Raw genomic sequence first — 18,714 nt, 5'->3', positions numbered from 1 at the left:
TCCTCGCCAACTCACCCCTAAAGCCTTTAAAAACAGCAGCACACGCTAATTGATAAATGCAAACTCTGCACCCACCGACAAACCAACACCAAAAGACAAGAATACAATCATCTTTTAATAGTTGTCGTTTTTTCTATTGAGGACGCACTGTAAGTTTCAACGCCACGCGCGCCAAGCTGAATATCATTATAAACAACCGTGGCCATGTTTCGCGCCCAGTCGAGACGAACCTCAACTATTGGAGTAGACAACCCATATTCTTTCGCAAACTTATCCCTAACGGACACCTCCGTATCAATTGTTTTCACGATCGGGAACTCTGCTGTCTTCGACATTTTGAAGCTCCTAAGCACTAGCCAGTTAAATTAGAGTCTTAGTATTGGTAAGACTGGAGCCTTTAGCCTGTCATTAAAAGAAGATCAACACCACTGTCAAACCTGACAGGTCTTTAATTGATTTTGCGATTTAAAATGCTATTTATACAATTGATTTACTATAAATCCGACCAATAAATTTGCCTGTCATGTCGCAGCGATCTGTTCATCTGCTTAAACAACTGGCTAATCGGTCGTATCTAATTATTTGTATAAACCCGATCTATTTTCTCGATATCACCAAACCCCGCCGCATTCTCTGGCATCCCCCCAGCGCTGGGTTCATTCGCCACGCCGCGATCACGTCATTGCGCGTGATGCTCTTGATGCGCTCGAACTCGTCTTTTGTTGCAATCAGTCAGACTGATAAGACGCCACCAGGCATTCCTTGGCGCTTTTTTTGAGCTTTTTGATCAACCGCTCCTGGCGCAACGCATCGCTTTTATCGCGGCACAGCTCGGTATAAACCAGCGCCATGGCCGGGCTGGAGAGGAAGAATCGCGCGCCTTTGCCACTCTGATGCTTGGCAAAACGGCGCACGGGATCATCGCTGATCCCGCAATACAACGAACCATTGGCGGCGCGCACGAGGTAGACGAACCAGGACTTGCTCACCGGCTCGCCAACATCGACAGATTTTTCGCTAAGGTTGGTCACTTTGGGATTTAGGCGTGTAGAAAACAGGCGGCGATCTTATCAGCGACCAGCCTGAAATGCCTTCAGTCCCTTCAGCGCCTGGGCGCGCACGGCGTTGCGCACCAGCGGCGTCCAGCCCAGCAGCAAGCCTTTGAAGCCCAGCGCCTGACGTGACCAGCGCCACAGGTCGAAGTGGTCGTGGTGTTCGCAGATCTTGCCGTCGCGAAATACGAAGCGCGCCTGGATATCATTGACCACGACATTGCCGGTCTGGCTGAACAGGTAGGTCGCGACCCAGTGCGCGCCACCGCTGCGCTCATCGGCGCGAACGTTGTCGAAGGTCAGGGAGAAGTCTTTGGCCCGCGTGGTGAGCATGCGCCACATGTCGCCGGCATCGCGCCCGCGCAGTTCGCCGAAGGCCGGATCGCTGAACACGACGTCATCGGTGTAACACGCGGCCATGGCGTCGGCATCGAGGTTCTCAAAGGCCTGGTAGAACCGGGTGATCAGCGCGGCGTGGGCTTCACTCATGGGCAAACTCCAAAATATGGACAGATTGCCAGTACGATAATCCGCAAAGTGCGCAAACACTATCGGCATTCGTAAACCGAATACCCGCAGCACACAAAACCTATGTGCGAGCCTGCTCGGTTCCACATTTGAAATCAGCGCATTCAGATTTTTTCGCTTGTGACCTGAACGTACAACGCACGACCGGCCCCCAGGCCGGCGAGGATCGCGCCACAGCCAATGATGCCGAAGATCCAGCCCAGCGCATTCCAGCCGCCGGTCCAGTCATGCACCACACCGACCGCGAACGGCCCCATCGACGCCAGCGTGTAGCCGAAGCCCTGGGACATGCTCGACAGATTCGCCGCTACATGAGCATCCCGCGAGCGCAACACAATCAACGTCAACGCCAGACTGAACGTACCGCCCTGCCCCAGCCCCAGCAGAATCGCCCAGCCCCACAGGCCTTCGATCGGTGCATACAGGCAACCGAACAAACCGCCGAGGGTCAGCGCCATCACCACCACGATGGCCAGACGCTGATCCTTGCCACGGGTCGCCAGCCAGGGCGCGGCCAGCGAACTGGCGAGCTGGATGATCACCGAGCCGGACAGCACCAGGCCGGCCTGAGTCGGTGTCAGCCCACGACCGATGAGGATCGAGGGCAACCAGCCGAAAACGATGTAGGCCAGCGACGATTGCAGGCCCATGTACAAAGTCACCTGCCAGGCCAGCGGGTCACGCAGCAAACCACGCACGCGGTAGGCGACGTTATGCGCACCGTGTTTGCGTCCGACTTGCGGCAACCAGAAGACCGCGGCGACCAGCGCCGGAATGACCCAAAAGCCCAGGCCCATGGTCCAGCTGTGACCCAAATGTTCGCTCAGCGGCACGCTCGAACCTGCCGCCATTGCTGCGCCCAGGCACAAGGCCATGGTGTAGACACCGGTCATGGTGCCGGCGTGTTTGGCGAAGTCGCGTTTGACGATGCCTGGCAGCAAAACGCCGATGATGCCGATGCTGGCGCCGCCCAATACGCTGCCGGCGAACAAGCCGATCTCGCCAAAGTTGCTGCGCAAAATGATCCCGCCAGCCAGTGTCAGCAGAATCCCCAGCACCACCCGTTCTGCACCAAAACGCCGCGCCAGAATCGGTGCCAGCGGTGCAAACAATCCGAGGCAGAGCACCGGCAGCGTGGTCAGCAAACCCGCCTGCGCCGCCGACAGCCCGAGGCTTTTGGAAACATCGCTGAGCAACGGTGCCATGCTCGACAGCGCCGGGCGCAGGTTCAGCGCCACCAGAATCAAGCCCAGCAGCAACAGCCACGGCCGACGTACCAGGGGGTGGCTTTGTTGCACCTGCTCGTCATCGGCCTCGGCGTCGATCAGCAGCTCTTCAAGTTCGGCTGTTCGCTTGGGAGCGGACAGGTTTATTTCGCTTTCAAGATTCATTGATCAACTGCCTCGATATGGCTTTGGCCCGCTCCGGGTCACGTCGCTCGACCGCATCGAGCAATTCGATGTGCAGATCGAACACTTCCTGACGACGCGGGGAGATGTTCAGGGTCTGGCGCAATTGCGCGCCGACGATGCTGGAAAAATAGCGATACAGCTCGCTGAGGGTCGGGTTGTGCGCGGCGTCCACCAGCCGACGATGGAACACCAGATCGCAGGCAATGTAGGTATCGAGATCGCCGTGGTAATGGCTGCCGCTGGTGCCAAGCGCCTCGCGCAATGCGACGAGGTCTTCGTCGCTGCGGCGCAACGCCGCCAGACCAATGGCCTCGACCTCAAGGATGTGCCGGGTTTCCCGGGCCTGCTCCAGTGAGCAGCGCGACAGCGCCTTGAGCGTGTCCATCGGGTCGACCACCGCGCGCAAATAACTGCCGTCGCCCTGACGGATTTCGATCAGCCCGGAAAACGCCAGCACGCGCATGGCTTCACGCACGGTGTTACGACTGATGCCCAGTTCGGCGCACAGCTCAGGTTCGGTGGGCAGACGCTCACCGACCTGCCAGACGCCGCTGTTGATACGCTGGCGAAGCTGATCCAGGGCCTGATCGACCAGGGATCGTTTGATGAGTGGAGAAATATCTGACATAGGATTCGCCATTTCATCCAATCATAGGATGAATTTTCTGACATGTTAGTCAGACCCTTGTGGGACGGCAACCACCTAGGGTCAATCGGAGACACATGGAGCGGCATTTTCGATTGGTGAAATTACCCTTTAAGGGTAATTTTAGGGACAGGGTTTTGCTTTCTTATGGAAAAGAACACACCCCATTACGACGTGGCGGTGATTAAGGCGGATGTCGTGCGACGCGGCAAAGAAGCCTTCACCCGACGCGCGCTGGAGACTGGCAGGGAAATGGGCATGTCATATGAATCAATGACGCATATCGTCTGCTCGCTTGAGCGGCGCATGCTTTACAAATCCATGACGTCCTACGCCAACCATCGCAACTGGCACGACGTTTATCACACCTCGTTTCGTGGTTTGGAGATTTACATCAAAGTGACTTACTGCTCTGGCGGTGGGCCCCCGGGAATCTCCTTCAAGGAGAAAAACACATGAGCAAAAGACCGTGCATCAGTTGCGGCACCGAAGACGGAATGAGTCATTTTCGAAATCGCAGTCTCACCGTCAATTACAAACAGTTTTCGCGGCTCGTGCACACTCTTGCCGGTTGGGAGTGCAGGGCTTGCGGTGAAATCATTTTTGACAACGACAGCGCTGAACGCTACGTGGATGCCGGGGATCGTTTGCTCGAAGACTCCCTTCGACTTATTGGCGCCGAGATGAAACGCATCCGACTTAAGCTTCATCTCACCCAAAGGAACGCGGTGAAGTTGTTATCGGGTGGAGGACACAATGCATTTTCACGCTACGAGCGGGGCGAGCTTTCTCCTCCTCAACCGCTGCTCACCTTGATGCAACTACTGGATCGCCACCCGCATTTGTTGGCCGACGTACAGGCAGTCAATCAAGGTAACGATCTCAAGCAGCTAATGGCTGCGCGTTACCCAGAACACGAACCTGTATTGACCTCCTGACCCCGGACAAAATAAACCCGGAACTCAATCCGGGTTTAATTCAATGCCTGGACTCGATCAATGCAAAATCTGACTCAAGAACAGCTTCGTCCGCTCATTCTGCGGATTATCGAAGAAGTCGTTCGGCGCAGCCTGCTCTACGATCTCGCCCTTGTCCATGAAGATCACGCGATTGGCCACGGTACGGGCGAAGCCCATTTCATGGGTCACGCAGAGCATGGTCATGCCGTCTTCGGCGAGGCCGATCATGGTATCCAGAACTTCTTTCACCATCTCTGGATCGAGCGCCGAGGTCGGTTCGTCGAACAGCATGATTTTCGGCTTCATGCACAGGGCGCGGGCGATCGCCACACGCTGCTGCTGACCGCCGGACAATTGCCCCGGAAATTTATGCGCCTGTTCCGGAATGCGTACGCGCTCCAGATAATGCATGGCGATTTCTTCGGCCTTGCGCTTGGGCATCTTGCGTACCCACATCGGCGCCAGGGTGCAGTTCTGCAAAATGGTCAGGTGCGGGAACAGGTTGAAGTGCTGAAACACCATGCCGACTTCACGGCGGATCGCTTCGATTTGCTTGAGGTCGTTGGTCAGCTCTACGCCATCGACAACAATGCGGCCCTGCTGGTGTTCTTCCAGGCGATTGAGGCAACGAATGGTGGTCGACTTGCCGGAACCCGACGGGCCGCACAGGACGATACGCTCGCCCTGCTTGACGTTGAGGTTGATGTCCTTGAGCACGTGGAACTGGCCGTACCACTTGTTGACGCCCTGCATCTGAATGATGCCTTCAGGGCTCACAGGCTTTTTGCTTGCTTCAGTCATTACACAACTCCTAACGCTTGTGGCCAGTGTCGAGCTTGCGTTCCAGGTGCATGGAATAGCGCGACATACCAAAACAGAAAATCCAGAACACCAGGGCGGCGAACACGTAGCCTTCGGTGGCCATGCCCAGCCATTTTGGATCGGCAGCGGCTTGCTTGACGCTGTTGAGCAGGTCAAAGAGGCCGATGATGATCACAAGGCTGGTGTCCTTGAACAGCGCGATGAAGGTGTTGACGATCCCGGGAATCACCATTTTCAGGGCTTGGGGCAGGATCACCAGGCCCATCGCCCGCCAATAACCGAGGCCCATCGCCGAAGCGGCTTCGTACTGACCTTTGGGGATCGCTTGCAGACCGCCGCGCACCACTTCAGCGACATAGGCTGACTGGAACAGGATCACGCCGATCAGCGCCCGCAGCAGCTTGTCGAAGTTCATGCCTTCAGGCAGGAACAGCGGCAGCATCACCGAAGACATGAACAGCACCGTGATCAACGGCACGCCGCGCCAGAACTCGATGAAGGTCACGCAGACCACACGAATCGCCGGCATGTTCGAACGACGGCCCAGTGCCAGAATGATCCCCAGTGGCAACGCACCGGCAATACCGACGGTGGCGATCACCAACGTCAGCATCAGACCACCCCATTTAGGCGTCGGGACGTTGATCAGGCCGAAGAGTCCGCCGTGCAGCAGAAAGTAGGCAATGATCGGGTACAACACCAGAAAGCTCAGCCCGTACACCGCTTTACGCGGAAAACGCGAGATGAACAGCGGTGCCGCGCCAATGACCGCCAGCCATACGGTCAGATCCACCCGCCAGCGCAAGGCCGTCGGGTAATAGCCATACATGAACTGGCCAAAACGCTGCTGAATGAACACCCAGCAGGCGCCGTCCTTGGTGCAATCGGCGCGAGTGGTGCCGACCCAATTGGCATCGAGAATCGCCCAACTGAGAATCGGAGGAACCACCAGATAGATCAGATAGAACGCAAACAGGGTCAGCAGGGTGTTGAGCCAGCTGGAGAACATGTTCGCGCGCATCCATGCAATCACACCGATGCTACTGCTCGGTGGAGGCATGTCGGGTTTGAAAGTATGAGTACTCATGCGCTTTTCCTTACCGCTCGATCAGCGCAATGCGCTTGTTGTACCAGTTCATCAGCAGGGAAATGCTGATACTGATCGCCAGGTAGACGCTCATGGTGATGGCAATGACTTCGATCGCCTGACCGGTCTGGTTGAGCACGGTGCCGGCGAACAGCGAAACCATTTCCGGATAACCGATACCGGCCGCCAGCGAAGAGTTCTTCGCCAGGTTCAGGTATTGGCTGGTCAGCGGTGGAATGATCACGCGCAAAGCCTGCGGGATAATCACCTTGCGCAGGGTTGGGCCGTTTCGCAAACCCAGAGAGTGCGCCGCTTCGGTTTGCCCGTGGCTGACAGAGGCGATACCCGACCGCACGATCTCGGCAATAAAGGCCGCCGTGTAGACCGTCAGGGCCAGGGTCAAGGCCAGCAGTTCCGGAATAAGCACCCAGCCATCGACAAAGTTGAAACCTTGCAGGTGGGGGAATTCCCAACGCAGCGGCGCGCCGAAGATCAGTGCGCACAACGCAGGAATCACAAAGAACAGCGCCACCCCGGCCCAGAACTTGTGGAACGGCACACCGGTTGCTTCAAAGCGCTTGTTGGCCCAGCGGCACATCAGCACAACAGCAACGATGGCCACGACGACGCTGACCACAAACGGCCAGAACCCGTCCGCCGCCAACGCCGCGGGCATATTCAAGCCGCGACTGCTGACAAAGAAGGTGTCACCGAAGTTATGACTGTTGCGCGGCCCTGGCATGGTCAGAAACACCGCGAAGTACCAGAACAGGATTTGCAGCAGCGGTGGGATGTTACGGAAAACCTCAACGTAAACTGTCGCCAGCTTGTTGATGATCCAGTTCTTGGACAGCCGCGACACACCGATGATGAAGCCCAGGATTGTCGCCAGGATCACGCCGATGATGGTCACCAGCAAGGTGTTGAGCAGGCCGATGACAAAGACCCGGGCATAGCTGTCCGATTCTGTGTAGTCGATCAGGTGTTGTGCGATGCCGAACCCGGCACTGCGTTCCAGAAAGCTGAAACCGGAAGTAATGCCCCGGTGTTGAAGGTTGGTTTGCGTGTTATCGAACAGATACCAACCCATACTGACCACCGCGATAACCGTGATGATCTGAAACAGCCACGCACGCACACGTGGATCGCTGAGGCTGAACCTCTGCTTTGGTGCGCCGATTGAATTTTGCATGAAGTGCCCCGCAAAGAATGGAACAGAACATCACCCGGTGGTTGGCCCACCGGGTGATAGAACCATCAGCGCACTGGTGGTGCGTATTGAATGCCGCCGTTGGTCCACAGGGCGTTCAGGCCGCGGTCGATTTCCAGCGGAGTGCTCTTGCCGAGGTTTTTCTCGAAGATCTCGCCGTAGTTACCGACTTGCTTGACGATTTGCACGACCCAGTCTTTGGGCAGTTTCAGGTCTTTGCCGTATTCACCGTCAGCGCCCAGCAGACGGGCAACGTCCGGGTTCTTGGTGGATTTGGCTTCGGCTTCAACGTTTTTCGAAGTGATGCCGGCCTCTTCAGCGTTGAGCATTGCATAGCCAACCCAACGAACGATGGCCAGCCACTCGTCGTCGCCGTTACGCACGACCGGACCCAGAGGCTCTTTGGAAATGGTTTCCGGCAGAACTACGTAATCCTTCGGCGAGGCCAGCTTGGTGCGTTGTGCATACAGCTGCGACTTGTCGGAAGTCAGCACGTCGCAACGACCGGATTCCAGCGATTTGGCGCTTTCATCGGAGGTGTCGAAAGTGATCGGGGTGTACTTCAGGCCATTGCCACGGAAGTAATCGGAAACGTTCAATTCGGTGGTGGTACCGGCTTGAATACAGATGGTCGCACCGTCCAGTTCCTTGGCACTTTTCACGCCCAGCTTCTTGTTAACCAGGAAGCCGACACCGTCGTAATAAGTGATGAAACCAGGAAACTTCAAGCCCATGCCGGCATCACGCGAGCTGGTCATGGTGGTGTTGCGCGACAGAACGTCGATCTCGCCGGATTGCAGCGCGGTGAAGCGCTCCTTGGCATTCAACTGGCTGAACTTGACCTTGGTCGCGTCGCCGAAAACAGCAGCGGCCACAGCGCGGCAGACGTCAGCGTCGATCCCGAGGATCTTGCCGGTAGAGTCCGGCACCGAGAAGCCCGGCAGACCGTCACTCACGCCACACTGCACGAAACCTTTCTTCTGCACGGCATCCAGCGTTGCACCCGCCTGAGCGAACCCGCTGACGCCGAGAACCGTTGCTGCAGTCACGATCGCCAGAGTGGATTTCAACATCTTCATTCAAACCTCCAGTTTTGCTCTTGTTGTGTCGGAGCTTGAGTCCTGTCGCACCCTTTTGAGGCGTTGTTGACCCGTGTTGGCTTTTTTGGGGTCAACCGACGTATGACCTTCGCTATGAGTCTAGTAGGAGAAAATCCACATCATGGACAACTCACTTCTCACCAGTCGGCCGAACGGGCTGTAGCCCTTTCACGTTCGCTAAGCCCGAAGCGGCCATTGGCGAACATCCATCACCGGATTCTTTGCTATCCCGTCATCAGGCGTTCACTGATAGTGTTACCGCCAGGCGCGAGATCGATTGCACGACTACCTCAAAGCAAAGCCCGTACCACACCGGCCGCTGAAGCGATTGAGCGACAGGTCAATAGCAAAACTTGCAGCCTTGCGACATATTCTTAACAGATAAACCGGGCGCGCACGCAAATCGCGCACTCAATGAGAGCGCCCGCACACAATTGGAGCAGCCATGACCGAGCCCTTGATTCTTCAGCCTGTTAAGCCCGCAGACGCCTGCGTGATCTGGCTGCACGGCCTCGGCGCCGATCGCTATGACTTCCTGCCGGTGGCTGAAGCGTTGCAGGAAAGCCTCTTGAGCACGCGTTTCGTGCTGCCTCAGGCGCCGACCCGGCCCGTTACCATTAATGGTGGATATGCCATGCCGAGCTGGTACGACATCAAAGCCATGAGCCCGGCGCGAGCGATCGACCGCGATGAACTGGAAGCCTCTGCCGAACGCATCATCGAACTGATAGAAAGCGAGCGAGCCAGCGGAATAGACGCCTCGCGAATTTTTCTTGCCGGTTTTTCCCAGGGCGGCGCCGTGGTTTTACACACCGCGTTTTTGAAATGGCAGGGCCCATTGGGCGGGGTGCTGGCGCTGTCGACGTATGCGCCAACGTTCAGCGATGCACTGGAGTTGTCCGCCAGCCAGCAGCGCATCCCGGCGCTTTGCCTGCACGGTCAATTCGACGGTGTGGTGCAGAACTCGATGGGGCGTAGCGCATTTGAGTATTTAAAGCAGCATGGTGTCACCGTGACATGGCAGGAATACCCAATGGAGCACGAAGTGTTACCCGAAGAAATTCGCGACATCGGCGTCTGGTTGAGCGAGCGCCTGCGCTGATTTTGCGCGCAAGCCCTGCCCTTTGATCATCCCACTACGCCGCGCCCGATTCTTGCATTACACTGGCCGGCGTACATTCCTTAACCAATTGATGAGATGACCGTGCTCAAAGCACTCAAGAAAATGTTCGGTAAAAGCGAGGCTGAGCAGCTCGCGCCAGTTCCCAGTGCGCCCTCGAGCGCCCCCGGTCATCGCACCGATGTGCCTGCGGTCGACCGCCAGGCTTTTGTAGCGCCACCCAAGCAAGTGCCAAAACCTGCCCCGACCGTACCCGTTGTCGCAACGCCGGCAATGAGCGAAGCGCCAAAACCGGCCAGAGCGCGTCGCGAGCCCAAGCCCAAGGCACCGGTCATCCCTTGGAAACTCGAAGACTTCGTCGTCGAGCCTCAGGAAGGCAAAACCCGCTTCCACGATTTCAAGCTGTCCCCGGAACTGATGCACGCCATCCAGGACCTGGGCTTCCCGTATTGCACGCCGATTCAGGCGCAAGTGCTGGGCTTCACCCTCGCCGGCAAAGACGCCATCGGTCGCGCCCAGACCGGCACCGGCAAGACGGCCGCGTTTTTGATCTCGATCATCACTCAGCTGTTGCAGACGCCGCCGCCGAAAGAGCGCTACATGGGCGAACCCCGCGCGCTGATCATCGCGCCGACCCGCGAGCTGGTGGTGCAGATCGCCAAGGACGCCGCCGACCTGACCAAATACACCGGTCTGAACGTGATGACGTTTGTGGGCGGCATGGATTTCGACAAGCAACTCAAACACCTCGAAGCGCGCCATTGCGACATTCTCGTCGCCACACCGGGCCGTCTGCTTGACTTCAACCAGCGCGGCGACGTGCACCTGGACATGGTCGAAGTGATGGTGCTGGACGAAGCCGACCGCATGCTCGACATGGGCTTCATCCCGCAAGTACGCCAGATCATTCGCCAGACGCCACCGAAAAGCGAACGCCAGACGCTGCTGTTCTCCGCGACCTTCACCGAAGACGTGATGAACCTGGCCAAGCAGTGGACCACCGACCCGTCCATCGTCGAGATCGAGTCGCAGAACGTCGCCAACGAAAACGTCGAACAGCACATTTATGCCGTGGCCGGCGCCGACAAGTACAAACTGCTCTTCAACCTGGTCAACGATAACGGCTGGGAACGCGTGATCGTGTTCGCCAACCGCAAGGACGAAGTACGCCGCATCGAAGAACGCCTGGTGCGTGATGGCATCAACGCCGCGCAACTGTCCGGCGACGTGCCGCAGCACAAACGCATCAAGACGCTGGAAGGCTTTCGCGAAGGCAAGATTCGCGTGCTGGTGGCCACCGATGTTGCCGGTCGCGGCATCCACATCGACGGTATCAGCCATGTGATCAACTTCACCCTGCCGGAAGTGCCGGACGACTACGTGCACCGCATCGGCCGTACCGGTCGTGCTGGCGCCGATGGTGTGTCGATCAGCTTCGCCGGCGAGGACGACTCCTATCAATTGCCGTCCATCGAAGAAAAACTGGGCCGCAAGATCAGTTGTGAAACGCCGCCAACGCATCTGTTGCGCGCCGTTGAGCGCAAGCGTCCACAGTAAGCGACGCCATAAAAGAAGCGCAGCCGGTAACGGACTGCGCTTTTTTTTCGCCTGATTTTTTTCAACAGGCGCTTGCTAGGCAGAACTAAAAGTCCATAATGGACAAATTAGTTTAACTCTTGTCTCCGGAGCCAGATATGTCCAGTACGCCTTACGTGATCGACCAAGCCCAGGCTCAGGAACTGCTGGCCCGCATCGATGTACCGCAGATTCTGCGCAAGCTGTTCCGCGATCTCGCTGCTGGCCATGCGGTGCAACCGGCCCAGCAACGGGTGGAATTCGCGCAGGGCGCCGGAGACTTCATCAACTATCTGGGCGTGCTGGCCGAGGACGGTGTGTACGGCGTGAAGACGTCGCCGTACATCGTCCACGAGCAAGGGCCGCTGGTCACGGCGTGGACGCTGCTGATGTCGATGAAAACCGGTCAACCGTTGCTGCTTTGCGATGCCGGTCAACTGACCACCGCACGCACGGCCGCGACCACCGCTGTCGCCGTCGATGCGCTCGCCCCGCTGGATGCGCGGCGTCTGGCGATTATCGGCAGCGGTAAGGTCGCCCAGGCGCATCTGCATGACGTCAAATCGTTGCGCGACTGGCAGAGTATCAGCCTTTACTCGCCGAGCCTGCGTGAAGATCCTGAAACACAGGCCGTGTTGAAAGCCCTTGCCCCAAGCCTGAAGATCGCCGACAACCGTGAAGCCGCCATCGCCGATGCGGACGTGATCATGCTGTGCACCTCGTCCGCAGGCCCCGTGATCGACCCGGCAACCTTGAGCAAACCGGCGCTGATCACCTCGATCAGCACCAACGCCCCGCGCGCCCATGAAATACCGCCGCAGAGCCTCAACGACATGCAGGTGTTCTGCGACTATCGACTGACCACGCCAGACTCGGCGGGTGAGATGTTGATTGCCGCTGAACAGCATGGCTGGGACAAGGATTCGATCATCGGCGATCTGGCAGATCTGCTGAGTGGAAAAGTGCAGCGCCCCGGTTACGAACGTCACGTATTTTTCCGTTCAATCGGCCTGGGTCTGGAAGATATCGCCGTGGCCAATGCGGTTTACCACCTGCAGCACTGACACCTCGCCTCTCCGTGGGAGCGGGCTTGCTCGCGCCCACAGGGAAATCGTCGAACTTCCCGATATTGCGCCTTACTGGAGACATTCATGAGCCAGGCAGATTTCATCATCATCGGCGGCGGGATTGCCGGCGCCTCCACCGGTTTCTGGCTATCGCCGCATGCCAAAGTGATTGTGCTGGAACGTGAATCGCACCCGGCCTATCACTCCACCGGACGCTCCGCGGCGCTGTTCACCGCCGCTTACGGCACGCCGCAAGTACGCGCTCTGACGCAAGCCAGCCGCGCATTCTTCGACCACCCGCCCGCCGGTTTCTGCGAGCACCCATTGCTCACGCCACGCGGCGAAATGACCGTGGATTTCACCGGTGACGCCGCCGAACTGAGCAACCAGTACCTGAGCGCAAAAGCGACAGTGCCGCAGATGCAACTGCTCAGCGCCGACGAAGCGTGTGCACGGCTGCCGATCCTGCGCCGAGAAAAAGTCCACGGCGCGATCTACGATCCGAGCGCCAGCGACATTGATACTGACGCATTGCATCAGGGCTATCTGCGCGGTATCCGCCGGAACAATGGCGAAGTGCACACCGATTGCGAAGTGCTCAGTCTGAACCGCGATGCCGATGGCCTCTGGCAAGTGCAAACCCAGGATCAGACGTTCAGCGCGCCAGTGATCATCAACGCCGCCGGTGCCTGGGCCGACAAGATCGGCGAACTGGCCGGGGCAAAACCGCTGGGCCTGCAACCGAAGCGCCGCGCCGCGTTCATCTTTGCCGGTCCCGAAGGCGTCGACATTCATCACTGGCCCATGCTGGTCAGCCTCGACGAATCCTTCTACATGAAACCCGACGCCGGGATGTTTCTCGGCTCGCCAGCCAATGCCGACCCGGTCGAACCCCACGATGTACAGCCGGAAGAACTGGACATTGCCATGGGCATCTACCAGATCGAAGAAGCGACCACCCTGACCATCCGCCGACCGACCCGCACCTGGGCCGGACTGCGCAGCTTCGTCGCCGACGGCGACCTGATCAGTGGCTTCGATCAGCAAGTACCAGGGCTGTTCTGGGTCGCGGCGCAAGGCGGTTACGGCATTCAGACTTCACCGGCGATGGGTCAGGCCAGTGCGGCGCTGGTGCGCGGTCAGCCACTGCCTGAGCATCTGCACCAGTTCGGTCTGAGCAGCGCCATGCTCTCCCCTGCCCGGCTGTCTGAGCAACACCCCGGATGACGCGCTCCACCGATTCCGGCAAACTCGCAGCGCCTCCTGTTTACGGGGGCGCTGACGCTGCCTGGAGCTCCACTGTCATGACCGCCAACGAACTCGATCCGGCACTGGATAACTTCCGCGCCATCGCCGACGCCATCGCCACCCTGTTCTTCCCGCACGCCGAAGTGGTGCTGCACGACCTGCGCACGCAGAAAGTCGACTACATCGCCAACAACCTGTCGAAACGGGAAATCGGCGACGATTCATCACTGGAGGACATGCTCAGCGAGGAGGTCAGCGAGCGCAATATTGGCCCGTACGAAAAGTTGAATTGGGACGGTCAAAAAATTCGCAGCCTGAGTACCGTGCTGCGTGACAGCGAAGGCCATCCGCAGGCGGTGCTGTGCATCAATCTGAATATTTCGTTGTTCGAGAACGCCAAGGCCGCGCTGGACCTGTTTCTGTCGCCGAGCAAACTGATCCCGCAACCAGACTCATTGTTTCGCGATGACTGGCAGGAGCGCATCAACACCTTCCTGCACGCCTGGCTGCGCGAACGGCAACTGAGCCTGAATCTGCTGACCCGCGATCACAAGCGAGAACTGGTGCTGGCACTGCACGCCGAAGGCGCGTTCAAGGGCAAGAGCGCCTCGAACTACGTGGCCAATGTGCTGAACATGGGGCGGGCGACGGTGTACAAGCATTTGAAGGAATTGAAGGGCTAAAGATTTGCAGAGACCGTAGCGGCCTTTTCGCGAGCAAGCTTGCCCCCACAGTGACCGAGCCGTACACAGGTTTCATGTACGACGCCATCACTGTGGGAGGCGGCTTGCTCCCGAAGGCGGATGATCAGTCGCCGTAGATATCGGACTTGAAATACTTCTCGGAAATCTTCTGATATTCGCCACTGGCGCGAATCCCGTCGATCGCGCTGTTCAACTCGCTGACCAATTCCTTATTGCCCTTGCGCACCGCAATCCCCGCGCCTTCGCCGACGTACTTCGGATCCTTCAACTCAGGCCCGACAAACGCATACCCCTTGCCACGCGGCATCGACAGAAAGTCATTCAGTGGAATGGTGTCAGCAAAAATCGCATCGAGGCGCCCGGCCGCCAGGTCCATGTAGGTTTCTTCGTTGTTGCTGTAGCGCTTGACGTTGATGCCCTTGGGTTCAAACACCTCGGTCGCGTAACGGTCGGTGGTGGTTGCGCGCTGCACGCCGACGTTTTTGCCCTTGAGGCTGGCGTACTGGTCATCGACCGTGGCGCCTTCCTTCATCACCAGACGCGATGACGTGAAGTAGTACTTGTGGCTGAAATCCACCGATTTTTTGCGATCTTCGTTAATGGTCATGGACGACAGCGCCATGTCGATTTTCTTCACCTTCAGGGAAGGAATCAGACCGTCGAACTCACCTTCGACCCACACGCACTTGGCCTTCATCTGCGCACACAGGGCGTTACCGATGTCGTAGTCGAAACCAACGATTTCACCTTTGTCGGTTTTCGAGGCGAAGGGCGGGTAAGCGGCTTCGATGCCGATGCGCAGGGTTTTCTCGGCAGCGAATACGTTGCTGCACGCCAGCAGGCTGAACGCCAGACCGGTGATGAGGGGGAGCTTCTTCATATTCGTTCTCTCGCGGGTTGTTGTTGGTTTGGCAAGACAGAAGAAAGAATTGAAACAGGGGAATGCCTTTTTTGTACTTATAATTCCATACTGGACTTTAATGTATACATCGTCAATCGGGTGTGCGCAGATCGTAGCGGCCGGTGGTCGGGTGATTCAGGATGTTTATACGGTGAGACTGAGGGCCTTTTCGCGAGCAAGCCCGCTCCCACAAAGGAACGCATTCCAATGTGGGAGCGGGCTTGCTCGCGAAGACTGACTTGAGGGTGACGCCGGTTTTAAACCTTCCAGCGATCTGCGGCGGCATGATCGCTGTCACGCCCCTCAACCCAACGTGGTCCGTCGCTGGTGTTTTCTTTCTTCCAGAACGGCGCACGGGTTTTGAGGTAGTCCATGACAAAGGCGCAAGCATCGAACGCGGCTTCACGGTGGGCGCTGGCGGCGCCGACGAACACAATCGGTTCACCCGGTTCCAGAGCACCAATGCGGTGCAGCACCTCCAGCTTCAACAACGGCCAGCGCTGTTCGGCTTCGACGGCAATTTTGCCAAGGGCCTTTTCGGTCATGCCCGGATAGTGTTCGAGGAACATCCCCGCTACATCCAGCCCATCATTGAAGTCGCGCACGTAGCCGACAAAACTCACCACGGCCCCGACCCCGACATTGGCCGCGTGCATCGCATTGACTTCAGCGCCCGGATCGAACGGCGTGGCCTGCACGCGAATCGCCATGGTTCAGCCTCCGGTCACGGTGGGAAAGAACGCCACTTCGTCACCCTCGGCCACCGGTTCGTCGAGCTGGCAGAGGTCTTCGTTGCGCGCACACATGAGGTTCTGCTCGCCCAGCACGTCGGCGCCGTCACGCTGGACCAACAACGCACGCACGTCATCGATCGTGGCGAAATCACCTTCGACCTGCAGTGAGTCCATACCCAGCGCTTCACGGTATCGGGCAAAAAACTTTACGGTCAGGTTCATGGCTGCTCCGCCTGGAAATGCCCGCTCTTGCCGCCGACTTTCTCCAGCAAGCGCACGCTTTCGATGGTCATGCCGCGATCCACGGCTTTACACATGTCGTAGATGGTCAGGGCGGCGACGCTGGCAGCGGTCAGCGCTTCCATCTCCACACCGGTCTGGCCCGAGAGCTTGCATCGGGCAACGATACGCACGGCGTCATCGCCCTCAGCGCTGAGCTCGACTTTGACGCCGGTCAGCATCAGCGGGTGGCAAAGGGGAATCAGATCGCTGGTCTTCTTCGCTGCCTGAATGCCGGCAATACGCGCCACGGCGAACACATCACCCTTGGGATGGCCGCCGCTGACGATCATTTGCAGGGTTTCGGGGAGCATGCGCACCAGCGCTTGGGCCGTCGCTTCACGGAACGTCACGGCTTTTTCAGTGACGTCGACCATGTTGGCGCGACCTTGGGAATCGAGATGAGTCAGCACGGGATTACTCCTGATCAGGAGCGGGGATTGTAAACCTGCGAGTCAAATTTCCGCGAGTTTGATTACAGCCACACCGCAAATCTACTGAGGGAGCGGGCTTGCTCGCGAAAGCGCAGTGTCAGTCACCAGTAATATGACCTGAGACACTGCCTTCGCGAGCAAGCCCCACATTTGGTTTTGTGTTTACCCATAAAAAACCGGGCGGCTGTTGGGCCGCCCGGTTTTGTTTGCGGGGTTACAGGTGCGATTCGGCGTATTCGGCCAGGATCGAGCGAGGCACCCCTTGCAGGGTGATGTGCACTCCGTTGGGGAAGTCTTTGAAGCGTTCGGTCAGGTACGTCAGCCCGGAGCTGGTCGCGGACAGGTAAGGGGTGTCGATCTGCGCCAGGTTGCCCAGGCACACCACTTTGGAGCCGGCGCCAGCCCGGGTGATGATGGTTTTCATCTGGTGCGGCGTGAGGTTCTGGCATTCGTCGATCAGGATCAGGCTTTGCTGGAAGCTGCGACCGCGAATGTAGTTAAGCGATTTGAATTGCAGCGGCACTTTGCTGAGGATGTAGTCGACGCTGCCATGGGTGTTTTCGTCATCCATGTGCAAGGCTTCGAGGTTGTCGGTGATGGCACCCAGCCAAGGCTCCATTTTTTCCGCTTCGGTGCCGGGCAGGAAGCCGATTTCCTGATCCAGCCCTTGTACGCTGCGGGTCGCGATAATGCGGCGATAGCGCTTGCTGACCATGGTCTGCTCGATCGCAGCCGCCAGCGCCAGAATGGTTTTACCCGAACCGGCAGCCCCGGACAGGTTGACCAGATGGATGTCCGGGTCCAGCAGCGCGTACAGCGCCAGACTCTGATAGATGTCCCGTGGCTTGAGCCCCCAAGCCTCTTGATGGAGCAGCGGTTCCTGATGCAGGTCGAGGATCAGCAGCTTGTCTTCTTCGATCTCCTTGATCCAGCCGACAAAGCCCTGTTCGTCAATGATGAACTCGTTGATGTGGACCGCCGGCAGGTTGTCGATCAGTTGCACCTGATGCCAGGTGCGGCCGTGGTCCTGGCGGGTGTCGACCTTGCTCACGCGGTCCCAGAAAGAGCCGGTCATGTTGTGATAGCCGTTGGGCAGCAGGGAGACGTCATCGACCAGTTGGTCGGTGCTGTAGTCTTCGGCGGCAATGCCGCAGGCGCGCGCCTTGAGGCGCATGTTGATGTCTTTGGTGACCAGCACCACAGGTTTTTTCGGATCGCGCGCGTGCAGGTCGATCAACTGGTTGATGATTTTGTTGTCGTTCAGGTGCTCGGGCAGAATCAGATGCGGCTCGGCGTGCTTGCTCATCAAAATTGACAGCAAGCCCTTCGGCCCGCCCTTGCCGCGCTGGATCGGCACACCCAGTTCAACGTCTTCAGGGGACGCATCGCCCAGGGTCTTGTCGATCAGCCGGATGGCCTGACGGCATTCGGCGGCCACGCTGTGATGCCCGCTCTTGAGCTTGTCGAGCTCTTCCAGCACGGTCATCGGGATGGCGACGTGATGTTCTTCAAAGTTAAGCAGGGCGTTTGGATCGTGAATCAATACGTTGGTATCGAGTACATAAAGGATTGGCTGGTTGGAAGAAGGGCTACGTCCGTGATCATCCATACTCGGTCACCTTTGTGGGAGCCATTCGACGCAATACCTGGGCGGTGCTGCGCCTCGAAGTGACTACCGAATTCATCTGCGAAGCTCTCGGTGAGGAGCAGATGAACTGCACACAAAATGGGTCTTGGAAGACGCCACCTGTGTTGCAGGTTTCGGCGGTCTGTCTTCGTAATACTCCAAAACCCATGACATAAAAAAGCACTTTGACGGTTTTTTTAAGTTTATTT

21 protein-coding genes and 1 pseudogene are annotated in these 18,714 nt (G+C 58.0%); 7 read left to right on the top strand and 15 right to left on the bottom strand.

The window, feature by feature from the left end; genetic code table 11:
• Positions 1 to 107 precede the first annotated feature (107 nt).
• The 6 genes and pseudogenes from AACY11_RS11545 to AACY11_RS11520 all read right to left on the bottom strand — a co-directional run bounded on the left by AACY11_RS11545 (position 108) and on the right by AACY11_RS11520 (position 3,620).
• Complete coding sequence (locus AACY11_RS11545) at positions 108 to 335, bottom strand: hypothetical protein (protein ID WP_339432092.1); 228 nt, start codon at positions 333 to 335, stop codon at positions 108 to 110.
• Positions 336 to 493: 158 nt separating this feature from the next.
• Positions 494 to 720, bottom strand: a pseudogene (locus AACY11_RS11540) (phage portal protein); the annotation flags it as partial.
• An 8-nt stretch (positions 721 to 728) separates the two neighbouring features.
• The gene (locus tag AACY11_RS11535; RefSeq protein ID WP_339432091.1) at positions 729 to 1,031 is read right to left on the bottom strand and encodes a GIY-YIG nuclease family protein; all 303 of its coding nucleotides are present in this window, start codon (positions 1,029 to 1,031) and stop codon (positions 729 to 731) included.
• A gap of 39 nt (positions 1,032 to 1,070) precedes the next feature.
• Positions 1,071 to 1,541, bottom strand: a complete 471-nt coding sequence (locus tag AACY11_RS11530; protein ID WP_339432090.1) for a nuclear transport factor 2 family protein — start codon at positions 1,539 to 1,541, stop codon at positions 1,071 to 1,073.
• 143 nt (positions 1,542 to 1,684) lie between these two features.
• The gene (locus AACY11_RS11525; protein WP_339494802.1) at positions 1,685 to 2,971 is read right to left on the bottom strand and encodes a CynX/NimT family MFS transporter; all 1,287 of its coding nucleotides are present in this window, start codon (positions 2,969 to 2,971) and stop codon (positions 1,685 to 1,687) included.
• Positions 2,961 to 3,620 (bottom strand): FadR/GntR family transcriptional regulator, encoded by a 660-nt coding sequence (locus AACY11_RS11520; RefSeq protein WP_339432088.1) that lies wholly within the window; start codon positions 3,618 to 3,620, stop codon positions 2,961 to 2,963. Before AACY11_RS11520 ends, AACY11_RS11525 begins: the two co-directional genes overlap by 11 nt.
• A gap of 165 nt (positions 3,621 to 3,785) precedes the next feature.
• Between AACY11_RS11520 and AACY11_RS11515 the strand changes: the two genes are divergently transcribed.
• Both AACY11_RS11515 and AACY11_RS11510 read left to right on the top strand, forming a co-directional pair.
• The gene (locus AACY11_RS11515) at positions 3,786 to 4,097 is read left to right on the top strand and encodes a type II toxin-antitoxin system MqsR family toxin (protein ID WP_339494801.1); all 312 of its coding nucleotides are present in this window, start codon (positions 3,786 to 3,788) and stop codon (positions 4,095 to 4,097) included.
• The gene (locus AACY11_RS11510; RefSeq protein ID WP_339494800.1) at positions 4,094 to 4,576 is read left to right on the top strand and encodes a type II toxin-antitoxin system MqsA family antitoxin; all 483 of its coding nucleotides are present in this window, start codon (positions 4,094 to 4,096) and stop codon (positions 4,574 to 4,576) included. Before AACY11_RS11515 ends, AACY11_RS11510 begins: the two co-directional genes overlap by 4 nt.
• 57 nt (positions 4,577 to 4,633) lie before the next feature.
• Here AACY11_RS11510 and AACY11_RS11505 read toward each other — a convergent pair whose 3' ends face one another.
• The 4 genes from AACY11_RS11505 to AACY11_RS11490 all read right to left on the bottom strand — a co-directional run bounded on the left by AACY11_RS11505 (position 4,634) and on the right by AACY11_RS11490 (position 8,795).
• Positions 4,634 to 5,398, bottom strand: a complete 765-nt coding sequence (locus AACY11_RS11505) for an amino acid ABC transporter ATP-binding protein (protein ID WP_221729932.1) — start codon at positions 5,396 to 5,398, stop codon at positions 4,634 to 4,636.
• 10 nt (positions 5,399 to 5,408) lie between these two features.
• The gene (locus tag AACY11_RS11500; RefSeq protein WP_339432085.1) at positions 5,409 to 6,506 is read right to left on the bottom strand and encodes an amino acid ABC transporter permease; all 1,098 of its coding nucleotides are present in this window, start codon (positions 6,504 to 6,506) and stop codon (positions 5,409 to 5,411) included.
• A 10-nt stretch (positions 6,507 to 6,516) separates the two neighbouring features.
• Positions 6,517 to 7,698 (bottom strand): amino acid ABC transporter permease, encoded by a 1,182-nt coding sequence (locus tag AACY11_RS11495; protein ID WP_339432084.1) that lies wholly within the window; start codon positions 7,696 to 7,698, stop codon positions 6,517 to 6,519.
• Positions 7,699 to 7,763: 65 nt separating this feature from the next.
• Positions 7,764 to 8,795, bottom strand: a complete 1,032-nt coding sequence (locus AACY11_RS11490) for an amino acid ABC transporter substrate-binding protein (protein WP_221729935.1) — start codon at positions 8,793 to 8,795, stop codon at positions 7,764 to 7,766.
• Between the two features lie 466 nt (positions 8,796 to 9,261).
• Here AACY11_RS11490 and AACY11_RS11485 point away from each other — a divergent pair, with 466 nt between their 5' ends.
• The 5 genes from AACY11_RS11485 to AACY11_RS11465 all read left to right on the top strand — a co-directional run bounded on the left by AACY11_RS11485 (position 9,262) and on the right by AACY11_RS11465 (position 14,509).
• The gene (locus AACY11_RS11485) at positions 9,262 to 9,918 is read left to right on the top strand and encodes an alpha/beta hydrolase (protein WP_339494799.1); all 657 of its coding nucleotides are present in this window, start codon (positions 9,262 to 9,264) and stop codon (positions 9,916 to 9,918) included.
• A gap of 96 nt (positions 9,919 to 10,014) precedes the next feature.
• Positions 10,015 to 11,493 (top strand): ATP-dependent RNA helicase RhlB, encoded by a 1,479-nt coding sequence (gene rhlB / locus AACY11_RS11480; protein WP_339465861.1) that lies wholly within the window; start codon positions 10,015 to 10,017, stop codon positions 11,491 to 11,493.
• Positions 11,494 to 11,630: 137 nt separating this feature from the next.
• On the top strand, positions 11,631 to 12,575 hold the full coding sequence (locus AACY11_RS11475; RefSeq protein ID WP_339465860.1) for an ornithine cyclodeaminase family protein: 945 nt from the start codon (positions 11,631 to 11,633) through the stop codon (positions 12,573 to 12,575).
• Between the two features lie 87 nt (positions 12,576 to 12,662).
• Entirely contained in the window at positions 12,663 to 13,805 is a 1,143-nt protein-coding gene (locus AACY11_RS11470) for an NAD(P)/FAD-dependent oxidoreductase (protein ID WP_339465859.1), read from the top strand.
• Positions 13,806 to 13,882: 77 nt separating this feature from the next.
• Positions 13,883 to 14,509, top strand: a complete 627-nt coding sequence (locus tag AACY11_RS11465; protein WP_339432079.1) for a helix-turn-helix transcriptional regulator — start codon at positions 13,883 to 13,885, stop codon at positions 14,507 to 14,509.
• Positions 14,510 to 14,633: 124 nt separating this feature from the next.
• Here AACY11_RS11465 and AACY11_RS11460 read toward each other — a convergent pair whose 3' ends face one another.
• The 5 genes from AACY11_RS11460 to AACY11_RS11440 all read right to left on the bottom strand — a co-directional run bounded on the left by AACY11_RS11460 (position 14,634) and on the right by AACY11_RS11440 (position 18,487).
• Entirely contained in the window at positions 14,634 to 15,410 is a 777-nt protein-coding gene (locus tag AACY11_RS11460; RefSeq protein WP_339494798.1) for an ABC transporter substrate-binding protein, read from the bottom strand.
• 278 nt (positions 15,411 to 15,688) lie between these two features.
• A complete protein-coding gene (gene moaE / locus AACY11_RS11455) occupies positions 15,689 to 16,141 on the bottom strand; it encodes a molybdopterin synthase catalytic subunit MoaE (protein ID WP_339432077.1) in 453 nt (150 codons plus the stop codon).
• A gap of 3 nt (positions 16,142 to 16,144) precedes the next feature.
• Complete coding sequence (locus AACY11_RS11450; protein WP_339494797.1) at positions 16,145 to 16,387, bottom strand: MoaD/ThiS family protein; 243 nt, start codon at positions 16,385 to 16,387, stop codon at positions 16,145 to 16,147.
• Positions 16,384 to 16,857: a cyclic pyranopterin monophosphate synthase MoaC gene (moaC, locus tag AACY11_RS11445; RefSeq protein WP_221729944.1), complete on the bottom strand. Its 474-nt coding sequence runs from the start codon at positions 16,855 to 16,857 to the stop codon at positions 16,384 to 16,386. The genes AACY11_RS11450 and moaC overlap by 4 nt, the downstream gene beginning before the upstream one ends.
• A gap of 235 nt (positions 16,858 to 17,092) precedes the next feature.
• The gene (locus AACY11_RS11440; RefSeq protein ID WP_339432075.1) at positions 17,093 to 18,487 is read right to left on the bottom strand and encodes a PhoH family protein; all 1,395 of its coding nucleotides are present in this window, start codon (positions 18,485 to 18,487) and stop codon (positions 17,093 to 17,095) included.
• Between the last annotated feature and the right edge of the window lie 227 nt (positions 18,488 to 18,714).

Source organism: Pseudomonas sp. RA_105y_Pfl2_P56 (assembly GCF_963970845.1).
Lineage (GTDB): Bacteria > Pseudomonadota > Gammaproteobacteria > Pseudomonadales > Pseudomonadaceae > Aquipseudomonas > Aquipseudomonas baetica_A.
The sequence above is the reverse complement of the archived record's forward strand: the minus strand, read 5'-3'. Positions and strand labels throughout refer to the sequence as shown.